The organism is Mycobacterium sp. (genome assembly GCF_052143115.1).
Classification (GTDB): domain Bacteria; phylum Actinomycetota; class Actinomycetes; order Mycobacteriales; family Mycobacteriaceae; genus Mycobacterium.
The window spans coordinates 19,760-40,825 of record NZ_JBKQTQ010000330.1 but is presented as its reverse complement, the minus strand read 5'-3'; the positions used below and the strand labels follow the sequence as shown (position 1 = coordinate 40,825).

Here is a 21,066-nt window from a genome sequence, read left to right as displayed (position 1 = left end):
CAGAATGTGCAACAATTACCAGCGGTGTTTCAGATCACTTCGTGAAAATGCTGTTGACCAGCGCAGCAGCGCGCTCGACGTAGGGCATCGGTGTGTCCTCCGCATCCTTGGGCCCGCCGCTCGTCCAGCTCTCGATGCCGGAACGCACGGCCGTCAATGCCAGCGCAGAGATCAACGCGGGTATCTCGTCGTCGGGCCCCATCGCTTGGCGACGGGCGACGATGTCGGTCAAGTGTTTTTGAAACCGCTCCAAGTCGGCCAGGAAGGCAGACAACACCGCAGGGGTCGTTTTGGCGAGTTCCAGCATGCCTTCCGCCTGTTCGCGCGCCGGGGGCATGTCGCGGAGATGGTGTGCCGCCAGGGTGATCAGCTCTGCCAGGACCACTGAATAGGGGGCAGGTCCGGCCGCGACGAAATCGGCGACCAGCTCTGGCGGTATGTCAGAGGGGCCGTAGGCGATCGCCGACTCTTTGTTCGGGAAGTAGTTGAAGAACGTGCGCGATGAAATCCCGGCCTCGACACAGATTTCTTCGATGGTCACCTTGTCGAAGCCGCGCTCGCGCGCCAGCCGCACCGCGGCATCGCGGATATCCGCGCTGGTCTGACGGCGGCGCCGTTCGCGCAGGCCCATCTGAGTCCCCACCCGCCCATCGTTGCACATAATGCAAACATTGCAGCCAAATGGCGTCGAGCCTGTTGGCAGAGCGTGATCGGTCGGCGGCTCAAGCCACGCGAGTTGTTGGACTGTCGATCACGGAGTATTCGGTCGCGTCGCCGGCGACTACCCGGCTCGGCTCACCGTGCACGCTCACCGGGATATCGCCGGCCAGCGTAATCCGGTGCATCCGGCGGGGCTGCTTTCCGTAATCGGAGACGGCGTAGTGCTGGGTCGCACGGTTGTCCCACATCGCGACGTCGCCGAGTTCCCAGTTCCATCGAATCGTGTTCTCTAGCCAGGTAATACGATCCTGGAAGATCCGGAACAGGGCCTGTGACTCGCTGCCGGTCACGCCCAAAATGCGCTTGACAAAGTTACCGAGGAGCAGCGCCCGCTCGCCCGTCTCCGGATGCACCCGCACCACCGGATGGTGCGTTTCGAAATGTGCCGAATGAAATTCGGCAGCGTACTTCAACACCGCGTCGGGGTTGGACTGTAACGCCGCCAACTTGGCCGGATCGATTTGGGCGTAGTCGAACTCGTTGCTATGCATCGCCCACAGGCTCTCAGCGAGCTGCTGCAGAGGCTGCGGCAACTGCTGGTAGGCAGCCACGGTCGACGCCCAGGTGGTGGTGCCGCCGTAGGAGGGCAGTTCGACGGCGCGCAGGATGGAGGCTTTGGGAACCCGGTCAACGAAGGTGACGTCGGTGTGCCACTGGTTGGCGCCTTGACCGTCGAAAGACTCCAGCCGCATGACCCGGCTTCCTTCGAATTTCAGGGTGGGGTGCGGGGTCGTTGGGACACCCAGGCTTTCCGCGAAGGCGAAGTGTGACTCGTCGTCCAGGTGCTGCTGACCGCGGAAGAACAACACTCTGTGCTGTGCGAGTGTCCGATTGATCGCGGCCGCGGTTTCAGCATTGAGTTCACCGAGTCGCACGCCCTCGACCCGCGCACCGATGTTCTCGCTCAGCTTCACCACACGGAGATCACTGCTCATGGCCGTCCCTTCCCGTCTTTCATCGTGTAGGCGGCTGTCTACACGACGGTCATCCGCTACTGTACACAGATGGCTACATCGCAGGCAACTGTCGCGGTCACCGCGAAACCAATCGGCAAAGAGGAGGTCGTCGCCGCCGTCCTGGAAGCGGCAGGCGAGCTATTCGCGGAGAAGGGTCCGGCTGCCACATCGATTCGTGAGGTCGCCGCACGGGCCGGGGTGAACCACGGCCTGCTGCATCGCCATTTCGGGAGCAAACGCCAACTGCTCGCAGCGACTCTGCAGCATCTCGCCGATTCCGCGGCGGCGCTGCGTGATTCCGGGGCGCCGGTGGAGCAACTGGAGGCCGCGCACGAACATCAGGCGCGCGTCATGGTGCGTTCGACGCTCGACGGATTTCCCATCGAAGAACTCCAGAAGCGCTTTCCCGGGATGGAACGGTTCCTGGACCAGGTGAGCCCCGGCCACACCGACGAACGCGAGGCACGGTTGTCGGCCGCCCACGCGATGGCATTGCAATTCGGGTGGGGGCTGATGGCCCCAACCTTGCGGGTCGCGTTCGGCCTCAAGGACCTCAGTGATGCCGAGATCCGGGAAGCAGTAGCAGAGCAAGTTGCGAAAATCGTTGCACCGCAATGACTGACCACCGCGACAGCTCAAGCGGTGTCAGCGAACGCCAGTCTCACCTGAAGTCGCGTGGCCCAACCGAGCGGAGACATCCGTTTGCGCATCGGAGTGCGACAAAACGAAGTGCCCGAACAGCCCGGTGACGTGCAGGACCCGTTCCAGGATAGGCGGTCGGTGGTCGAGATGAAGACGGACACCTGCCTGGGAGGTGCGGCGGTAGATGAGAAGCAGGCCGGACAGGGCCGCCGAGTCGAGAAACGTCAACCCGTCGAAATCGAGATGCAGATTCGCCAGGTCGACCTGTTCGCCCAGTAACCGCGTTGCGGTGTCGACCACCTCATCGACGGTCAAGTAGTCGAGGTCACCAACGACCCGCAAGCAGGCCGATCGTGCTGTCGTGGTGATAGTCAGGGAAAGAGTCATGCAGCGGCACCAATAACACTCGTGGTTGCGGTACGGACTTCAGAGAGACTCAAGCCGTGTACCTTCCCCGGGTGTGGCCGTCGACCACGCTGAGGTGTGTGCGGCGCGGGGCGGTAATGGCCACGACGGCAATGTCGTCGTGGACCTCCTGACCGACCCACTGCGTGGCGAGCACCATGACGCGTTCGACCACCGCCTCGGCCGGCATTCCGGCACACTCGGCCAGCGCGGCCTTCAACCGCTGCTCGCCGAACATGTACCCGCCCAGCGAGTCGCCCCGTGCCTCTATGACTCCATCGGTGTACAGCACACACGTCTCGCCGGGCGCCAGCGAAGTTTCAAACGACCGCACTGTGATGCTCGGCAAAGCGCCGACGAGCGTGCCGCGGGTATCAGCCTGTTCCACCTGCCCGCCGTCGCGCACGATCAGCGGTGGCAAGTGGCCGGCGCAGGTCAACCGCAGGCCCACCTCGCCGTCTCGGTGGGCGACCGAGGCCAGCACCAAGGTAGCGATACGGGCGTGTTCGGTGGAAAGCATTGCGCCGTTGAGTAATTCGAGCACAGCCCCGTGGTCTCCGGCCAGTGGCGTCAACGCCTGCAGCGTGTTGCGGATCTTGCCAGTGAGCATGGCGGCATCTAGTCCCTTGCCGCACGCATCGCCCAGCACCACCAGCGTCTCGCCTTCGGGGGTCGCCGCGGCGTGTAAGTCGTAGAAGTCGCCGCCAACGACCTCGTAATTCTCCGAAGCCCAGTAACCGCCGGCGAACTCAATTCCGTGCACCGGGTGTAACTGCGGAGGCAACAGATCGCGCATCAGCGTGCGGGTGGTCGCGGCCTGCTCCGCATACAGCCTTGCGGCAGACAACGCCGCGCCGGCCCGCGCGGCGAACAATCGCGCAAGCACCGCTTCGCCTTCGCTGAAGACCGCCTGGTCGGTATGCCGCAGCAGCACCAGCGCTCCTGCCGAAACACCGTGCCCTGGCAGCGGAGTGATCATCGCCGACCCCACCGCCCCGGTAAAGCTATGCGGGATTAGCCAATCCGGCAGTGTCGAGGGGTCGATCCAGCGTGAGGGAACCGGCGGGAACCCGCGCAGCGCCTCACTCAAACCTGGGACCACTGTCGGATCAGCATTGACGCTGCGCTGCTCCACCGCACCGGATGAGTCACTGTAAAAGATCGGCATCCGTCGGCCGCGGCCTGCAGGCCCTACCACCACCGCGGCTCCCGCTAGGTGTCGGGCCGCCATGTGCACGGTGGCTTCCCGGCAGCGATCGATGTTCACTGACGCCGTCAACACCGACGACGCCTCGAGCAGAAACGCCGCGCGTTCCTGCTCGCGCGCCAGCGCGTGCTGCGCCTCCCGCAACACCTGGCCGGAATCCTCGACCAGCGACCACGCCACCTCTCCGTCCGGAAGCATCGCCGGGTGCGCGTCGAACTTACGCTCGCCCACGCAGCCGGATACGAAAGACAACCCCTGACCGTCTGGAGCCGAAGATGGCTGCACGAGAAGGTCGTGTGCTTGCGACAGCCACCCAGCCGTGTCCTCGACGCGACTGCCCGGTATCGCCGCGGGCAACAAGGACTGGGCTGATGCACTTGATGCCCGGACCACTCCTGCCTGGTCGACGACCAGCGTGGGGCAGGGAACGTACGTCCACAGCGATTCAAGATCGGTCTCGACATCTACGGGAGACCGCTTTTGCATGGCAATTGACCTACGAATCGTCGTATCGACTTAACTAGCGTTAGCCCGCAGTTTAAGCACATCCATCGTCACGGTGAAAGGCTCGCTTACGCCCAATTAGGCGGATGTGTAGAAACTGGTTGGCACGCGGGCGATCTCAGCAGTCGGCTGAGCATTTGCTTCCGCCGAGGACAGCAACTCTCATCGGCTGACCATAACCGGTTCTAACTTGAAGGTGCCCGCTCTGTTGTAGCTGGTCCGCGAGCGCTACGGTCGGTAACACAGGCGACGGAGGTTGGTATGGCCGGGAAAATCCCGTTGGTTGACTATCTGGTGCTCGACGACGGCGATCCGCATCTGATCGCGCAGGAATGCGCCAACTGCGGCGCCCGCTTCTTCGACCGACGCAACGCGTGCGCGGCGTGCTTCGCGACCGGGTTCACGACGGTCCCGATCGCGACCGAGGGGACGGTGCGGGCGTTCTCGATTGTCACCTTCGCCGCACCGGGCGTCCCCACCCCATTTGTGGCGTCCGTGGTCGACTGCGACGGCACCCAGGTGCGCGCAAACCTGATCAACGTCGAGCCTGATCCCGAGCACGTCCGCGACGGGATGAAGGTGCGCCTGGCGACCTACCCAATGGGGACCGACTCGGCAGGTACCGAAGCGATCGGCTTCGGCTTCGAGCCCGCCGAATGACCAACGAGCACCGAATCGCGTGAGAAAGGAGCAGCGACGATGAGCGCCAGCGACGAGATTTGGATTCTCGGGATCCGGATGACGAAGTTCGGCAAGCACCCCGACAAGGACACTGTCGACCTGGCGGCCGAGGCTGCGACCGGCGCGCTTGCCGACGCCGGCGTGACCATGGCCGACATCGGCGCTATTGCCGCCGGGAACCTGATGGCCGCGAATGCCGGGATCGGTCAACAGCTGCAAAAGCAGATCGGCCAGACCGGCATCCCGGTGTACAACGTGGCCAACGCCTGCGCCACCGGGGCAACCGCGCTGCGAACCGCCATCATGGCGGTCAAGGCCGGCGAGGTGAAGTACGGATTAGCGGTCGGCGTGGAGAAGCTTTCCGGCGCAGGGCTGCTCGGCGCGGGCGGCAAGAAGAAGGCCGAGGCCGACGTCTGGGAGCCCAAGGGCCGCTACGGCGCTGTCGCGCCGGTCGACGGGCGGATCGGCACGGAGGCCATGCCTGGTGTGTTCGCCCAGATCGGCACCGAGTACGGCCACAAGTACGGTGGGACGAGCTTTGAGCTGTTCGCCAAGATCAGCGAGAAGAACCACGCTCATTCGACGCTGAACCCACTGGCCGCCTACCAGAAGAAGTTCACCCTCGAGCAGATCATGAACGACGTCATGATCGCCTACCCGAACACTCGCCCGATGTGCTCGGCCAACTGCGACGGCGCCGCGGCGGCGATCGTCTGCAACGGCGAGACGCTGAAGTCGCTGTCACTCGAGCAGCGGCGGCGCGCGGTGAAGGTGTCGGCGTCGGTGCTGACCACCGACCCCTACGAGGAGGGCTGCCAGGTCCTGCCGAACGTCAACACGCTGACCCGCAACGCCGCCGCGACCGCCTACCAGCAGGCCGGCGTCGGCCCGACCGATTTGGACTTGGTTGAGCTGCACGACTGCTTCGCCACCGCCGAGCTGGTGCACTACGACAACCTGATGCTTTGCGAAGAAGGTTGCGCCGCAGAATTTTTCAACTCGGGTGCCACCTGGCGCGACGGCTCGACACCGGTGAACGTGTCGGGCGGGCTGCAGTCCAAGGGCCACCCCATCGCTGCCACCGGCATCGCCAACATCTGGGAAATCTGCCATCACCTTCGCGGCGAAGCGGGCGATCGTCAGATTGAGAACGCCAAAGTCGGGCTGGCCCACGTGATCGGTCTGGGCTCCGCCTGCGGCGTGCACATCCTGGAAAAATCAGCAGCTTAGACAGACGGGAGCTAAAGAGGGCTACAGGAAGGACGGCAGTGAACGAAGAGCAACGCAACGTGATGGCATCAGGGCGTGGCTTCATCGCTGCGCTGGATCAAAGCGGTGGAAGCACCCCAAAAGCTTTGAAGCTATACGGGATTGCCGAGGACGCCTACCACGGCGACGAGCAGATGTTTGATCTCGTCCACCAGATGCGTGAGCGCCTGATGTCGAGTCCGAGCTTCTCCGGGGACAAGATCCTGGCAACCATTCTTTTCGAGCAGACCATGGACCGTGCCATCAATGGCGAGGACACCGCGGCGTTCCTGTGGAAGCAAAAGCACATCGTGCCGTTCGTGAAGGTCGACCAGGGACTCAGCGACGCTGAAAACGGTGTGCAGCTGATGAAGCCGATGACGAAACTCGATTCGTTACTCGAGCGGGCCGTCGATAAGGGCATTTTCGGTACCAAAATGCGCTCGTTTATCCAGGAAGCGAACGACGACGGGATCAAAGCCATCGTCGACCAGCAGTTCGATTACGCGCACACAATCGCCGAGGGCGGGCTCATGCCGATCATCGAGCCCGAGGTAAGCATCAAATGCCCCGACAAGCCCCAAGCGGACAGGCTGCTCGTGGAAGAGCTGAAGAGCAGGCTCGACGGGCTGCCCGGCGACGGGCAAGTCATGCTCAAGCTCACGTTGCCCGACGAGGACAACCTGTATGCGCCGCTGATTGAGCATCCTCGCGTTCTGCGTGTGGTCGCGTTATCCGGTGGCTACAGCCTCGCGGAGAGTTGCACGATTCTGGCCCGCAATCACCGCCTGATCGCCAGCTTCTCGCGAGCGTTGACCGAGGGGTTGACCGTCGACCAGAGCGATGCGGACTTCGACGAGAAGCTCAAATCGAATATCGATGAGATCTACGCCGCCTCGCTGACATAGCCGCTGCCTGATTGGCGAGCCCGCCTCCGTGCGGCGACCCAGATATCTTGCCCACCCATCGCCTTTATGTGCCCGTAATCGTCAATTACGCTGCGGTGCAACGTCGGAGGTTATGATTCTGCGCGGAAACAGCCTTCGAAATGACCGTTCTCGATCCCGACGGTCTGCATGAACGAATGCGCGACGACCGGCCCGACTAGTCGAAACCCCTTATTCCGCAACGTCAGGGAAAGTCGACGGGACTCCGGGCTCGCCATCCGGCCATCGGCCCAGCTTCGCAGTCGGTGGTGCTCACGCGGTTGATGTTGCCACGCCAGTTGCGACAACGAGTATTTCGATAGAAGACGAGCGTTGTGCAGGGTCGCTTCGATCTTTTGCCGATTGCGGATGATTGACGTATCGCCCATCAATCGCTCGACGTCGGCGGCGGCCATCGCGGCCACGGCCGCGGGTTCGAACCCGTGAAACGCTGTGTGCAGGTTGTCTCGCTTGTCGAAGACTGTCGCCCACGACAGGCCGTTTTCGAAGTACGTCAGGACGAGCGCTTCGAACAGCATGGCCTCGTCGCGGGTCGGCCTTCCCCATTCGTGATCGTGATACGCGGTCAGATCGCGGCCCGTCTCGGTAGCCCAACGACAGCGGGTGACGCCGTCGGCGGCGGTTACCACGGTCGCCAGTTGTGGCGGCATATCGACACCGGCCATCGCCTTCATCTAGCGGCCTTACCGACTGTATTCGCGTGTTGCCATTGGGCTTTCGTCATCCTGCTTGAGGATTCTCCAGAACTAGCGCAATGCCCTGCCCCGAGCCGATGCACACACCGGTTACCCCGTATCGCGCGTTGCGTTCACGCAGTTCGGTGGCCAGGGTCAGCACGTACCGAGTGCCCGAGGCGCCGAACGGGTGCCCAGTGGCGACAGCTCCCCCGTTAGGGTTGAGTTTGTCGTCGGGGATCGTGAACCCGTCCAGTTGGTTGGATAGCTCACGCAGCACTCCAAGTGCTTGTGCGCTGAATGCTTCGTGCACTTCCCAAACATCGACTTGGTCGGGGGTGAGTCCGGCGCGTTTGAGCGCCAAAGGAATCGCCCACGCCGGGGCTAGCCCCATGATCAGTGGATCGAGCGCGTAGACCGCCGACGACACCACCCTGGCCAACGGAGCGACACCGAGCTCGGCCGCCTTCTCTCCTGACGCGATCACGACCGCGCTGGCCCCGTCGGTGAGTGGGGATGAGTTGCCGGCGGTCATCTGGGTGGTGCCGGACTGGACCGGCAGAGCGGCCAGCCGTTCGACGGTGGTGTCATCGCGAATGAACTCATCGTGCTCGAACACCCGCGCCGGGGTTTTCTTGGTTGCCGGGATCGGCACTGGCATAATCTCTTTGGCTAGTCGGCCTGAATCACGAGCCGCTGCGGCGTGCTGTTGGGACCTTAAGGCGAACGCATCGATCTCCTCGCGTGTCAACCCGTAACGATCGGCGACGTTCTGCGCCGTCTCGATCATCGAGATGTAGGCGTTACGGGCCAACAGGGTCGGGTTTGGCGGGCCGCCAGCCCCGGCCCACATCGTGTCGAGCAGGAAAACGGGGCCGCGGGGGGAGAACGGTGCGTCCCCTTTCATGTAGGCCCAGCCTGATCGGGACATCGACTCGACCCCGCAGGCGATGCCGACATTCAAGTCGCCGGCCATGATCGCATGGCTGATAGCCACCGTCGCGCTCACCGACGAACCGCAGAACCGATTGATCGTGGCGGCGGCGACACTGTCGGGAAAGCCGGCGGCCAATGCGGCCCATCGTGCGACATCGCCCATTCCTTCGTGGGCTACGTTGACGCAGCCAGCGATGATGTCTTCGACCTGCTCAAGAGGCACCCCGACGTGCTCACAGGCACCTCGCATCGTCATCCCCAACAGATCATCGAGCCGCACATGCGACAGCGATCCCCCGTAGCGCGCAAACGGGGTACGCGTCCCGCCGAGAACAAACGCATCAGTCATATCTGTCACCTGTCCGAAGGCACCTCGGCGAATCCCGGTTCTCCGCCGTCGGCAACCGAATTGAACCGGATCCGAGTCTCGAGGCGTTCGCTGATCTCTCGCACCGCATCATCCGGAAGTGCAGTGACATCGAAATTTTCTCTGATGCGTGACGGCGTAACGGATCCCGTGAGAACCGCGGTGCCACGCTGAATGCCCCAGGCCAAAAGCACTTGCGCAGGCGTCTTTTCAACCCGCTGAGCGATAGAGACGATGAGAGCGTCGTCGAGCAGCCGCGGTTTCAGCGCGTGCCCCAGCGCCGCGAACGCCAACAAGATGATCCCATGTGACTTGCATAATTCGTGGAGTTCCCATTGCGGGTGATACGGGTGCGACTCCACCTCGACGACCGCCGGCTTGATTCGGGCGGTATCGATGATCCCTCGGGTGCGTGCCGCGTCGATGTCGGACAGGCCTACCGCCCGTGAAAGTCCTTCGTCGACAAGGGCCTCCATCGCAGACCAGGTTTCCTCTAACGTAACTCCCTCGTCGTAGATGACAGCTCCATGCGGGTGACGGGGATCTTGGTCATCTCCGGGCTGGAACGCGAACGGGGTGTGCACTAGATACAGATCGACGGCATCGAGCCCGAGCCTGTCCAGGCTGGCTTGTAACGCGGGCTTGACCCGTTCGGGTCGATGGTTGTTGTTCCACAGCTTTGTGGTCACAAACAGGTCCTCGCGGCGCACCGTCCCGTCCGCGAACAACTCTTTGAGTGCCGCGCCGACCTGCGCTTCATTGCGGTATCGCTCGGCAGCATCGAGGTGGCGGAAGCCCACCTCGACCGCTGTCTTGACGGCATCTCGGGTCTTTCTGTTATCCGAGAGCGAAGTCCCGAACCCCAGCGCCGGGATCTCACCGCTGCCGTTGTTCAGGACAAATTTGTGCTGATTGAGATTCTCATTCGATGCCATGGCTGTCAGCCTTTTCTATTTATTGAGACGGCGCGTAGATGCTGTCTGCGGCTACCGACGCGACTCCGAGCTCGGCTGCGACCGCATCGACCGCACGCCGGGCAACGTCGAGGTTCACCCCGCCGTCGGAGGTGTAATACGGATGGATGTAGCGCTCGTAGTAGCGCTGCACCTCTTGATGTGTCATCCGGTCCAGAAACGACGCGATGTATTTGATGGTCAGATCGGGTTGGTCGGCCATAGTTTTCAGGGCGCGCTGGTTGGCCCGCACCAGCGCCTGCACCGCCGGGCTGTCGATCGGATTGTGGGTTGCGTCCACCGCGATTCCTACGGTGGGAATCTGGAACTGATCTCCCACCCAGGCCAGCACGTGGAAACCCTCCTCTTGGGCGACTTGCTCAGGTCCAAGGGTGCTGCCGACGTAGGCGGCGTCGATGGAGCCGTCACGCAGGTGCCGCAGGTCCATTTGGTAGTCACCCGGATGCCGCGCCACGCATTGCACGTCGCGGTCGGGGTCCAGACCGTGCTGACGCAGCACGATGCGTGCGAAGCACCCAGGCGGAGTATTTGCCGCATGTACGGCGAGCCGGCGCCCGCGTAGGTCCGCCATGGATGTCACGCTGGCGTTGCCGAGAAACCAGAACAATGGACGGTCGGTGTTCATGCTCAGCACGGTCCATTCGAAGCCGTCGGTCAGCCGCGATAACACCGCCCGGCCGAGCCCGATGGTCGCACAGGAGCGCACACGCGTTATGTCCCAGCGGGTTCCATCCCGCAAGGCAACGTGGACGCCCTCGTCTTCGAAGTAGCCCTCCTGATCGGCCACGTAGGCGACCAACTCCTCATGGATGCCGCGCCCGACATAGGCGAGATCGATTGTTTGCATGCCGAGAGTCCTTCCTCCGTTTGGATGAGATGCGATGCAGCGCAGCCGCATTCAGTCCATCGTCAGGCCGCCGTCGAGCGGGAAGTAGTGGCCGGTGGTGAAACCGGAATCCTCACTCGCCAAGAAAGCCAACGTTTCGGCCACCTCGTCGGGCGTGACGAGTCGTCCCATCGGCGCAGCCGCACCGAGCGAACGCAGCTGTTCGGGGGTCAACTTCTGGTTCATCGACGTACCCTGCACCGTTGCCGGTGCGACGAGGTTGGCGGTGATACCGTGCGGCGCCAGCTCGAGTGCGATGTAGCGGGCAAACTGATTCACGGCCGCCTTTGGGACGCCGAGGTTGATCATGCCGTTGCGCGGATGCCGCGATGGCTCGGCGGTGAGGTAGAGCAGGCGGCCATAGCCACGCGACGTCATGCCCGGCACAACCGCTTTGGTGAGAAGGAAGGCGGCGTGCAGCTCTAGGTCCAGCTTTCCGCCGAGCTGTTCCCAGGTCAGATCGGCGAAGGAGACGATGTCGTAGGGGATCAATGCGTTGTGCACCAGAACGTCGACTCGGCCCCACCGCTGTTCGGTGTCGCCGACCATCGCCGAGACGTCATCCGGGATGGTGACGTCGGCCCGAACCGCCACCGCCTCACCGCCGGCCGCTGTGATCGCCGCGACCACCTCGTCTGCCTCCTCGGCGCTCGAGTGGTAGTTGACGACCACTCGGAGCCCGCGCTCGGCGAGGACCCGCGCCGTCGCGGCACCGATTCCCCGGCTGGCTCCAGTGATGATCGCGACTCGTGACATCAGAGTTGGCCTCCGGGTGAAGAGAAGAGCTCGTTAATCCACAGGTGAATCGGGCCGACCACGCCGTCCAGACTCGCGGGTTAGGCATGCGTTCGCGCCAGTAAAAGTCCGCGGCCCTATCGGCGAGTTCGCCCCAGTTTCTTCAGGACGTCTTCACGAGCAGATGCTACGGCGCGAAACATTGCCGGTATAGATGTCGACCGCAGATTTAATGCCCACGATCTGCGTGGCATCCCAATGACGCGCTCTTCGCCTATGGCGTGCGCACGACGTTGCTGACATGATCGCTATCGTGGAATCTCCGCCGATGCATGCCTGGATGAGGGCCGACACCATGCCACTTCGACTTCATCCTGACGAACGCGCGATCAGCCGATTGTCGATGATCCGATGACAGCACCCGAGGCGGTTCGCCATTCGCGGATTCAACTTGCGCACGGACAGGGCGCGATGCCCGCCGTCGGGTTTGGCACGCTCATTCCGGATCTCGCCGCGACCAAGCAGGCCACCAAGGCCGCACTGGGAGTGGGGTTTCGACATCTCGATTGCGCAGAGCGGTACCGTAATGAAGCGGCGGTGGGTGATGCGATGCGCGAGATGTTCGAGACCGGAACGGTTCAGCGCGAAGAGCTGTTCGTCACCACCAAGTTGTGGAACACCAATCATCGCCCGGAGCGCGTCAGGCCCGCCTTCGACGCCAGCCTCAATCGCCTTCAAATCGACTACGCCGATTGCTATCTGATCCACACGCCGTTCGCCTTCCGCCCCGGCGACGATCAAGATCCGCGTGACGAGAACGGTCAGGTGATCTATGACGACGGAGTCACGTTAGCGGACACGTGGGCCGCGATGGAGGCCCTCGTCGACGACGGCCGCTGCAGGTCGATCGGCCTGTCGGATGTCACATTGGAAAAGGTACGGGAGATTGTGGCGATCGCACGCATCAAGCCGGCCGTGGTGCAAGTCGAATCGCACCCATACCTTCCCGAATGGGAACTGCTCTCCTTCTGCCAGGAACATGGGATCGTGCTGCTGGCGTTCGCGGCACTGGGACATTCGTCGGTGCCAAACCTGTTGGAGGATCCGGTAATTACAGCTGCCGCAGGACGCCTAAGCATGACACCCGCTCAGGTTGTCCTGTCCTGGGCTGTGCAGCGCGGTACCGCTTACCTGACCACTTCGACCAAGGCTGCGCGCATCCAAGAGAATTTTGAGATTGCGACACTCCCTGAAGACGTCATGTCCGACATTCGAAACCGCATCACCACCAACGTCAGGTTCAACACAGTGATAGCCAGCGGCGTGCCTGGGTTCATTCCTCGCAGCACGTGACCCGAACGCCACCGGACAGAGGTCGAAGCACTACTCCTACTGAGGTAGCGTTTTGACGAGTCTTCGGTAGTTCAAGGGTGGAGCGAGGAGCGGAGTAATGGAATCGGCTTTATTTGGGTTTGTGACCATAGTCGCCCTTGCCTTGGCGTTCTTCTTCGCTGCCTTTGCTGGTGTATACGTGAGGCGGCTCGAGGCTCGGACCTTTAATCCGATAGGCGACGAAATAGGCAGTGCCAGAACAGTTACGCGCAAAGTGCGCAAGGGCGAGCCCATGTCGGCGGATGAGTTGGACTATGCGAAGCAAATCGTCGGTGCTCGTAGCTCCGTGATGACGTTCTGCATCCCCGCCACTCTGTTCATGCTGGGACTCTTTTATGTGTTCGGGAGTCTTTACCACTTGCATGGAGCAACGCCATCCGAACGGACATTTCTCGGAGTGTTCCCCATGTTGGCCGCCACGAACTTCACGACTCAGATTCTCCGCAGCATAAGGTTGAAAAGGCGTCTGCGGAAAATTTCATGAAGCAAATCAAGGCATGTGGTGCTGCCGTTTCGGTGATTTCCGGTGCGTCGGACGTTGATTCTTACGCGCTGCCGACTGGACCAACAGGTGATAACGTCGCCCCTTGCTCGCGTTCCTGCGAAGGCTGGTAGTGTCATATCGCCCATATCTCAACCTAGTTGATATATGGCCAAGGTAGGCGAAGCGAGAACACGAGGTCGGGGACCGGATTCCGGAAGGTGATGGAGTGAGCCCTCGTTCAGTCGACAGGACTGTCTTGGCGCGAGTCTGGATGCCTTTAGTTGCTGTCGTTGCGGTCGGCGTGGGTGCGGTGGCCATGTGGAAGGTGCACCAGTTTTCCGAGCCGCCTCCTGTCGTCACCGTCAATGAACCGGCAGCACCTCCGGAGTTCAGTATCAAACGGCTCACGTATGAGTTGTTCGGCTCCGTCGGGCAAGGGGGGATGCTCGTCTGGGTGGACATCGACGGGCATCCGCATCAGGTTAATCTCACGACCTTGCCGTGGTCGCACACGGAGTCGACCACGCTCACCGTGGTGTCCGGCAGCATCTCGGCGCAGGTTCATGGTGGTCAAGTCGGCTGCCGGTTGCGGGTGAATGGCGTTGTCCGCGCTGAACAGTCCGACACCCATCAGGATGCACACGTCTTTTGCCTGGTGAAATCAGCATGAGCGAGCATCGGGTGGAGCCTCCGGCGAAACGCCCCTTCGTGCCCAGAATGGTTCGCGCCTTCGCGATACCGATCATCGCCTTTTGGGCCCTTCTCGCCGTTTCGACGAACACCTTCATGCCCCAGGTAGAGAGGGTCGCAGAAGAGCTCGCGGGGCCGGTGGTCCCACACTACGCACCGTCGCAGCGGTCGTTGCTGGCCATCGGTGCGAAGTTCCAGGAGTCCAATTCGACCAGCTTGGCCATGGTCGTGCTGGAAGCCAACCGGCCACTGGGCGACGTGGACCATCAGTACTACGACGATTTGATGCGCCGGCTGCTGCAAGACACCAAGCATGTGCAGTCCGCCATAGACCTGTGGGGGAAGCCGATCACCGCGGCGGGGGCGCAGAGCCTCGACGGCAAGTCCGCGTACGTGCTGTTGCGTCTCGCGGGCGATATCGGCCAAATGCAAGCGAACGAGTCCGTTGCTGCGGTTCGGGATATCGTCGCCAAGGACACGCCGCCACCCGGGCTCAAGGTCTACGTCAGCGGCGCGGCGCCGCTCGCCAAGGACACGGTGGCTATTGCGAATTCAAGCTTGAACGACATCACGATCGTGACGATCTTCCTCATCATCGGGATGTTGCTGCTGGTGTACCGCTCCCCCGTCACCCTGTTTGTGCCCCTGGCCGGAGTTCTGTTCGAGATGCTGGTCGCGAAGGGGGTTATCGCAACCCTCGGGCATCTCGGGTACATCGAGCTCTCGTCATTCGCCGTGAACATCGTCGTCGCGCTGACCCTGGGAGCGGGAACGGATTACGGCATCTTCTTGATAGGCCGCTATCACGAGGCGCGACACGACGGCGAAGGCAGGGAGGAGGCGTTTTACACCGCATATAAGAGTGTCACGCCCGTCATCCTTGGCTCGGGGCTGACGATCGCGGGGGCGTGTTACTGCTTGACTTTCGCGCGACTCAATTACTTCCACACCATGGGGCCGGCTGTCGCGATCAGCATGCTGTTCACGATCGCGGCAGCGCTGACGCTCGGCCCGGCCTTCTTGACCGTGGGCAGCCTCTTCGGGCTCTTCGACCCAAAAAGCAAGGCCAAGGCACATCTATATCGGCGGATCGGGACGAGCGTGGTCCGGTGGCCGGTGCCGATCCTCTTCGCCAGCGCCGCTGCCGTCATGCTTGGGGCGATCTTCGTGCCGACGTACCGGCAGAACTACGACGACCGTGAGTATCAGCCGCGGAGCGGCTCCGCCAATCAGGGTTTCCAGGCGGCCGATCGGCACTTCCCGAAAAGCAAGCTGTTCTCCGAGATGCTGATGATCGAGTCGGATCATGACATGCGAAACTCGGCTGACTTCATCTCATTGGACCGCGCGGCCAAGGCCCTCGAGCGCCTTCCCGGCGTCGCGATGGTGCAAAGCATCACCAGGCCCATGGGCCGAGCTTTGGAACATGCCACAATTCCCTACTTGTTCACCACACAAGGCAGCGGGAACGGTCAACAACTCCCGTTCAATGTCCAACAAAACGCTAATACCATCCAGCAGGCACAGATCACCACCCACACCGTCGCCGTCTTGCGGAAAGAGATCGACTACTTCCAGAAAGTGTCGGACGAGCTGCACAAGACGGTTCTCACCGTCGAGGATCTGCAAAGGGTCTCCGACGATTTGAATGAGGAGATCTCGAACCTCGACGACTTCTTCCGTCCGATCAAAAGCTATTTCTTCTGGGAGAAGCATTGTTTCGACATACCGATTTGCTGGACGTTCAGGTCGGTGTTCGCGGCAATCGACAACATCGACAAGTTGGCCGAAGACATCAAATACGCCAAAATCTCCCTGCAAGAGATAGACAAGACCTTTCCGCAAATCATCACGCAGCTGAAACTCACGGCAGACGACTCGGAGGCTCTAGCGCGTCTTTTGGTCAACACCTACGGTTCCTCGTCTCTGCAGTCCGCACAGACCGACCAGACATTCTTCGACCAGGTCAATGTGGGGCTTGACTTCGACCAGTCCCGCAGCGATGACTTCTTCTATATCCCGCACGAGGGTTTCGACAACGAAGACGTCAAGACGGGCATGAAGCTCCTGATGTCGCCGGACGGCAAGGCTGCTCGGTTGATTATCACCCACACGGGCGACGCCAATGGCCCGGAAGGCGTGCAGCATGTCGAACAGTTCCCCACAGCTATAACCGGGGCGCTCAAAGAGACGTCGCTGGCCGGCGCGAAAGTTTATATCGGCGGTTCGGGATCAACCAACAAGGACATCAAGGAATACGCCATGTCCGATCTGCTTATCGTGGCGATCGCTGCCTTCGTGCTGATCTTCTTGATCATGTTGTTCCTGACGAGAAGTCTGATGGCTGCCTTGGTCATCCCCAGCACGGTGGCCTTCTCGTACGCCGGAGCGTTCGGGCTCTCCATACTCGTCTGGCAGCACTTCATCGGCCTGCCCCTGTACTGGCTGATATTGCCGCTGACGTTCATCATCCTGGTGGCGGTGGGTTCCGACTACAACCTCCTGTTGATCCTCCGTGTCAAAGAGGAGCTTCACGCCGGAATCCACACCGGTCTGATCCGCGCGCTCGGAAGCACCGGTGGCGTGGTGACGTCAGCGGGTTTGGTGTTCGCGTTCACCATGCTGGCGATGCTGACCAGCGACCTACGAACCATCGGTCAGGTGGGTTCCACCGTATGCATCGGCCTGCTGCTCGACACGTTGATCGTGCGTTCGTTCGTGGTGCCGTGCATCCTCAGAATCCTCGGGCCGTGGTTCTGGTGGCCAACCCTGGTGCGGCCCCGTCCGCTACCGCAACGATAAGAGTGTTACAGGTCGACGACGACGGGTTCAGCCGGTTGTGAACAGCACAGCAGGATGTTGCCCGGCGCCGGCGGTTCCAGAGGTTCCAGGGTGTAGTCGACGGTTCCCGAGATCAGTGCCGTCTCGCAGTTGTGGCATACGCCGGTGCGACATGCCCACTGCACCGGGACGTCACACTCTTCGGCGAACTCAAGCAGGCTGGTAGCGGGCGGACCCCATGGTGTTGTTATGCCGCTGCGGGCGAACTGTACCGAGGGGCCCGATCTGGTCGGCCCGACCGGTGCATGCGGCGGGACCGCTGTCGCGGCGATGCCAGGGGTGAGTGCTGCTGTGGCGCCAAAGATTTCGGTGTGAATCTGGGCGTGCTCAAAGCCCGCCTCGACGAGTCCCGCACTGGTGTCGTCCATGAAGCTTGCGGGCCCGCATAGATATACGTCGCCGGTGGGGGGTAGCCCGAGTTGGGCGACCACCGCCGCGGACAGGCGGCCGTACTCGGTGTTGGCCGGGAGCTGCTCGGCTGGTTCGGGTCGACTGTAGAAGACGCGAGTGCGGCCGTTGCTGAGCTGGTCGAGGAGTGCTCGACTTTCTGCGGCGAAAGGGTGCTGCGACTGGTCGCGCGCTGCGTGCAGCCACCACACCTGCCGCGGTGATTCCGTCGCGGCCAGGGTGTGCAGCATAGACAGCACCGGCGTGGCGCCGACGCCCGCGGACATCAGGATGACCGGTGACTCGGCGTCGGTGAGGAAGAACGTGCCGCGGGGCGCGGCGACCTCGAGGATGTCGCCGTCCTTCACGTGGGTGTGAATGTATGTGCTTGCCGCGCCGTGTGTTTCGCGTTTGACGCTGATCCGGTAGGTCCCGGCTCCGGCCCAGTTGGACAGTGAGTAGTTCCTGATCAGAGTCTGGTGGGTGTCGTCGGGGGAAAGGCGCACGGCGATCGATTGACCGGGCCGCCAAAGCGGCAGCGGCGCACCTTCCGGATCGGCGAAGGTGATCGAGCGAACAGTGCGGCTTTCCTCTTGAGTTGCCGTCACTTTGAGGTGGCGGAACCCAGCCCAAGCCGGCGGCGGGCTACTAGCGGCGGCCGTCAGGCCGGTGTTGCCCGCCGACGTTGATGTGGTGGCCGCCTGGGTGAGCAGGTTCTGTAGGGATCCCTTCCAGCCGGAGCTCAACGCGGGGATACGCAGGGCGCGTTCTAATGCGTTGCGTGGATGGCCCGGAAGGTAAAGCAGCGCGTCGATTTCGGCGACGCTGACCTGCTCGGGTCCCGCGCCGACTTTAACGATGTCCTGTCCGGCTTCAATCTGTCCTTCGGTGATGACCCGGAAGTAGAAGCCCGGGCGGCGGTGGGAGACCAGCAGGGCGGCCATCTGCGGCTCCCCCAGCCGCAAGCCGACCCGGTAACAGGTCACCCGCGGTTGGCTGACTTCGAAGACGGCGTGGCCGATCCGGTATTGATCGCCGATGCAAACCTCATCGTCCGGCAAACCCTCGACGGTGAAATTCTCACCGAAATGACCAGGTTGCAGGTCGTCGCGATGCAGTTTGTCCGACCAGTACCGGTAGGAATCAAGCTGATACACCAGCACCGCACGGTTCGCTCCACCGTGCCCGCCTAGGTCGCCTTGGCCGTCGCCATCCACGTTGAGCCGGCGGACCATTCTTGGCCCCACCACCGGCTGTTTCCAGACACCGGTGTAGACCGTGCGACCGTTCCATGCCACATCCTTCGGCAGACCGACGTTCACCGATACCAAGGTGGCCATGGCCCCGACCCTTCGTGCGCGCTCGACAATCTATTGTCAGCGACGCGTCAAGAGCGGGTCTATCGACAACTGGCGCCGCCGACGATGAGAGATTAAGGCACTTGACATAATTTTGTTGCAGTGATGTCCTGGTGGCATGGTGCGCGAAACATCCCCTGAGACACGGGGGTCTACGGTGGACCGGCTGGTCGAAGTCGGCGAAAGGCTGTTCGCGCAGCTCGGCCTCGACGGTGTCTCGTTGCGCCAGATCGCGGCAGAGTCCGGCACCTCGAACAATTCCGCGGTGCGCTACCACTTCGGCTCCAAAGCGGCTCTGGTTACGGCGATCATCGAGTATCGGCTGCCGGACATCATCCAACGTCGCGAATTGCTAGCTGCCCGTAGCGATCCGGATGACCTTCGGTCAGTGCTGGAAGCCCACCTGCTGCCCACGGTGGATATGGCCGAGAGTACCGACAACCACTATCTGATCTTCATCGAGCAATTGCTGCGGTACGGACGCAGCACGAACCATCCGTTCCTCGATGTCTCGGCACCGTTGCGCAACTCGCATCGGAAGTTTCTGCGGACCACCGAAAACCTGTTGCCGCACCTGCCTAATGCACTTCGGGCGGAGAGGATCGTGGCCGTTGCAAACCTGTGCCTGCACGCCTCGGCTGACCGTCAGCGGGCGCTTCACTTCGGTGCACCGCAGCGCAGTTACGCGCTGCATGTCAACGACCTCTTCGACGGATTGGTCGGCTACCTGAGCGCTCCTGCGTCGGCCGCCACCCTGCGGAGCCTGAACGCGAAAACAACGCAATCCGCCGCCAGGCATAACCGAACGCAGTGCCCCGATGAACACGCTTGAGGACAAGGTCGCCGTCGTCACCGGAGCGGCCAGCGGTATCGGCCGCGCGATTGCCCACTCCCTGGCCGGACACGGCTCCCACATCGTCGCGGTCGACATCGACACCGTCGGTATCACGACGTTGGCGACGGAGCTCACAGCCCAGGGAGCTACCGCTGCGGCCTGCACCGCGGACATCTCGGAGGCTGACGCCTTCGACGACGTCCGTAACACGGCACTGGAGCGGTTCGGCCGTGTCGACATCGTGGTCAACAACGTCGGCGTGCTGACCAACGGTCTGCCACAAGACATTCCGGTCACCGAATGGCAACGCATCCTGAACATCAACCTGATGTCGATCGTGCGCAGCAACACCGTGTTCTTGCCGCTGCTCCTCGACCAAGGCAGCGGACACGTCGTCAACACTGCGTCATTCGCCGGCCTGTTCACCTACTCCTACGACCGGCTGCCTTATGCGGCGACCAAGGCCGCCATCGTCCAGATCAGCGAGGGTCTGGCACTTTATCTGCGACCCAGGAATATCGGCGTCACGCTGCTGTGCCCGGGACCAGTGCTGACCAACATCGCGTCGTCGGTGCCGAAGTTCGGCGCCGGCGCGGCCATGCGCACCCCCGGCGATCAATTCGAACTGCTCGACCCCGCACCAGTCGGTGACCTGGTGGCCGAGGCGATTCTGCACAACCGCTTTTTCGTGCCCACCCACCCGCAGGTCGTCGATGAGCTACGCCGGCGCGTCGACAGCTGGGATGCCTACCTCGATTACCAGATCTCCCGTGAACCCCCCGCACCGAAAGGCCAAGACCGATGACCGATGCCCGCACAGATGGCCTCAACGTATTCAACGAGCTGATGCCCGGACTGATCCCGGACAACCTGACAAGCTTGCGCGACGGCAGCTTCGCCGACGAACTCGCTGACCTGAGCTTCGACCACGTTTTCGGTAGCTTGTGGACCCGTCCCGGATTGGACCGCCGTTCCCGCAGCCTCGTCACCCTCGGCGCGCTCATCGCGCTGCGGGCCACCGAGGAACTGGAGTTCCATTTCCCCATTGCCCTGCGCAACGGTTTGACCATCGAGGAGATCGAAGAGGTGGTCTACCACATGGCCGGCTATGCCGGTTTCCCGGCAGCGGCTACGGCCCGCAACATCGGCCGCGAAATGCTACCCAAACCGCAAGCCACAACCTAGCGGCGGCAGGAT

The 21,066-nt window shown here is 62.3% G+C and carries 21 protein-coding genes; 11 read left to right on the top strand and 10 right to left on the bottom strand.

From position 1 onward, the window contains the following. Positions 1–34: 34 nt before the first annotated feature. Positions 35–631 (bottom strand): TetR family transcriptional regulator, encoded by a 597-nt coding sequence (locus tag ACLQI9_RS32115; protein ID WP_442382785.1) that lies wholly within the window; start codon positions 629–631, stop codon positions 35–37. A 91-nt stretch (positions 632–722) separates the two neighbouring features. Continuing rightward, on the bottom strand, positions 723–1,655 hold the full coding sequence (locus ACLQI9_RS32110; protein ID WP_442382781.1) for a TauD/TfdA dioxygenase family protein: 933 nt from the start codon (positions 1,653–1,655) through the stop codon (positions 723–725). A 69-nt stretch (positions 1,656–1,724) separates the two neighbouring features. Between ACLQI9_RS32110 and ACLQI9_RS32105 the strand changes: the two genes are divergently transcribed. After that, entirely contained in the window at positions 1,725–2,294 is a 570-nt protein-coding gene (locus ACLQI9_RS32105) for a TetR/AcrR family transcriptional regulator (RefSeq protein WP_442382780.1), read from the top strand. A gap of 27 nt (positions 2,295–2,321) precedes the next feature. Here the strand turns inward: ACLQI9_RS32105 and ACLQI9_RS32100 are convergent, their stop codons facing one another. Together ACLQI9_RS32100 and ACLQI9_RS32095 are read right to left on the bottom strand one after the other, a co-directional pair. Further along, positions 2,322–2,705: an STAS domain-containing protein gene (locus ACLQI9_RS32100; protein WP_442382779.1), complete on the bottom strand. Its 384-nt coding sequence runs from the start codon at positions 2,703–2,705 to the stop codon at positions 2,322–2,324. Positions 2,706–2,754: 49 nt separating this feature from the next. Next, positions 2,755–4,416, bottom strand: coding sequence for a PP2C family protein-serine/threonine phosphatase (locus tag ACLQI9_RS32095; RefSeq protein ID WP_442392816.1), 1,662 nt, complete (start codon positions 4,414–4,416; stop codon positions 2,755–2,757). A 279-nt stretch (positions 4,417–4,695) separates the two neighbouring features. On the opposite strand from ACLQI9_RS32095, the gene ACLQI9_RS32090 reads away from it, so the two are divergent. The 3 genes from ACLQI9_RS32090 to ACLQI9_RS32080 are packed head-to-tail and all read left to right on the top strand — an operon-like array spanning position 4,696 to position 7,271. After that, positions 4,696–5,094, top strand: coding sequence for a Zn-ribbon domain-containing OB-fold protein (locus ACLQI9_RS32090; protein WP_442382777.1), 399 nt, complete (start codon positions 4,696–4,698; stop codon positions 5,092–5,094). A gap of 39 nt (positions 5,095–5,133) precedes the next feature. After that, positions 5,134–6,345, top strand: coding sequence for a thiolase family protein (locus tag ACLQI9_RS32085; RefSeq protein ID WP_442392814.1), 1,212 nt, complete (start codon positions 5,134–5,136; stop codon positions 6,343–6,345). 38 nt (positions 6,346–6,383) lie between these two features. Continuing rightward, positions 6,384–7,271 (top strand): fructose bisphosphate aldolase, encoded by an 888-nt coding sequence (locus ACLQI9_RS32080; RefSeq protein WP_442382775.1) that lies wholly within the window; start codon positions 6,384–6,386, stop codon positions 7,269–7,271. A gap of 110 nt (positions 7,272–7,381) precedes the next feature. Here the strand turns inward: ACLQI9_RS32080 and ACLQI9_RS32075 are convergent, their stop codons facing one another. Genes ACLQI9_RS32075 through ACLQI9_RS32055 form a run of 5 tightly spaced genes read right to left on the bottom strand, consistent with a single transcriptional unit; the run spans position 7,382 to position 11,903 of the window. Beyond that, positions 7,382–7,984, bottom strand: coding sequence for a DNA-3-methyladenine glycosylase I (locus ACLQI9_RS32075; protein ID WP_442382774.1), 603 nt, complete (start codon positions 7,982–7,984; stop codon positions 7,382–7,384). 46 nt (positions 7,985–8,030) lie between these two features. Then, positions 8,031–9,269 (bottom strand): thiolase family protein, encoded by a 1,239-nt coding sequence (locus tag ACLQI9_RS32070; protein ID WP_442382773.1) that lies wholly within the window; start codon positions 9,267–9,269, stop codon positions 8,031–8,033. A 5-nt stretch (positions 9,270–9,274) separates the two neighbouring features. Further along, positions 9,275–10,222 (bottom strand): aldo/keto reductase, encoded by a 948-nt coding sequence (locus tag ACLQI9_RS32065; protein ID WP_442382772.1) that lies wholly within the window; start codon positions 10,220–10,222, stop codon positions 9,275–9,277. A gap of 19 nt (positions 10,223–10,241) precedes the next feature. Then, a complete protein-coding gene (locus tag ACLQI9_RS32060; RefSeq protein ID WP_442382771.1) occupies positions 10,242–11,108 on the bottom strand; it encodes an ABC transporter substrate-binding protein in 867 nt (288 codons plus the stop codon). A 51-nt stretch (positions 11,109–11,159) separates the two neighbouring features. Beyond that, a complete protein-coding gene (locus ACLQI9_RS32055) occupies positions 11,160–11,903 on the bottom strand; it encodes an SDR family NAD(P)-dependent oxidoreductase (protein ID WP_442392812.1) in 744 nt (247 codons plus the stop codon). Between the two features lie 450 nt (positions 11,904–12,353). Here ACLQI9_RS32055 and ACLQI9_RS32050 point away from each other — a divergent pair, with 450 nt between their 5' ends. The 4 genes from ACLQI9_RS32050 (at position 12,354) to ACLQI9_RS32035 (ending at position 17,250) form a co-directional block, all read left to right on the top strand. Beyond that, positions 12,354–13,235 carry an aldo/keto reductase gene (locus ACLQI9_RS32050; protein WP_442392810.1) on the top strand — a complete coding sequence of 294 codons (882 nt, stop codon included), beginning with the start codon at positions 12,354–12,356 and terminating at the stop codon, positions 13,233–13,235. A 97-nt stretch (positions 13,236–13,332) separates the two neighbouring features. Beyond that, positions 13,333–13,758, top strand: coding sequence for a hypothetical protein (locus ACLQI9_RS32045; RefSeq protein ID WP_442392808.1), 426 nt, complete (start codon positions 13,333–13,335; stop codon positions 13,756–13,758). 271 nt (positions 13,759–14,029) lie between these two features. Next, complete coding sequence (locus ACLQI9_RS32040) at positions 14,030–14,428, top strand: MmpS family transport accessory protein (protein ID WP_324853308.1); 399 nt, start codon at positions 14,030–14,032, stop codon at positions 14,426–14,428. Further along, positions 14,425–17,250, top strand: a complete 2,826-nt coding sequence (locus ACLQI9_RS32035; protein ID WP_442392806.1) for an MMPL/RND family transporter — start codon at positions 14,425–14,427, stop codon at positions 17,248–17,250. The genes ACLQI9_RS32040 and ACLQI9_RS32035 overlap by 4 nt, the downstream gene beginning before the upstream one ends. A 5-nt stretch (positions 17,251–17,255) precedes the next feature. Here the strand turns inward: ACLQI9_RS32035 and ACLQI9_RS32030 are convergent, their stop codons facing one another. Beyond that, entirely contained in the window at positions 17,256–19,016 is a 1,761-nt protein-coding gene (locus tag ACLQI9_RS32030) for an MOSC domain-containing protein (RefSeq protein WP_442381518.1), read from the bottom strand. Between the two features lie 136 nt (positions 19,017–19,152). On the opposite strand from ACLQI9_RS32030, the gene ACLQI9_RS32025 reads away from it, so the two are divergent. The 3 genes from ACLQI9_RS32025 to ACLQI9_RS32015 are packed head-to-tail and all read left to right on the top strand — an operon-like array spanning position 19,153 to position 21,054. After that, a complete protein-coding gene (locus ACLQI9_RS32025; RefSeq protein WP_442392804.1) occupies positions 19,153–19,866 on the top strand; it encodes a TetR/AcrR family transcriptional regulator in 714 nt (237 codons plus the stop codon). Beyond that, positions 19,853–20,674, top strand: a complete 822-nt coding sequence (locus ACLQI9_RS32020; RefSeq protein WP_442381522.1) for an SDR family oxidoreductase — start codon at positions 19,853–19,855, stop codon at positions 20,672–20,674. Before ACLQI9_RS32025 ends, ACLQI9_RS32020 begins: the two co-directional genes overlap by 14 nt. Further along, positions 20,671–21,054, top strand: a complete 384-nt coding sequence (locus ACLQI9_RS32015) for a carboxymuconolactone decarboxylase family protein (protein WP_442381524.1) — start codon at positions 20,671–20,673, stop codon at positions 21,052–21,054. Before ACLQI9_RS32020 ends, ACLQI9_RS32015 begins: the two co-directional genes overlap by 4 nt. Positions 21,055–21,066: the final 12 nt, after the last annotated feature.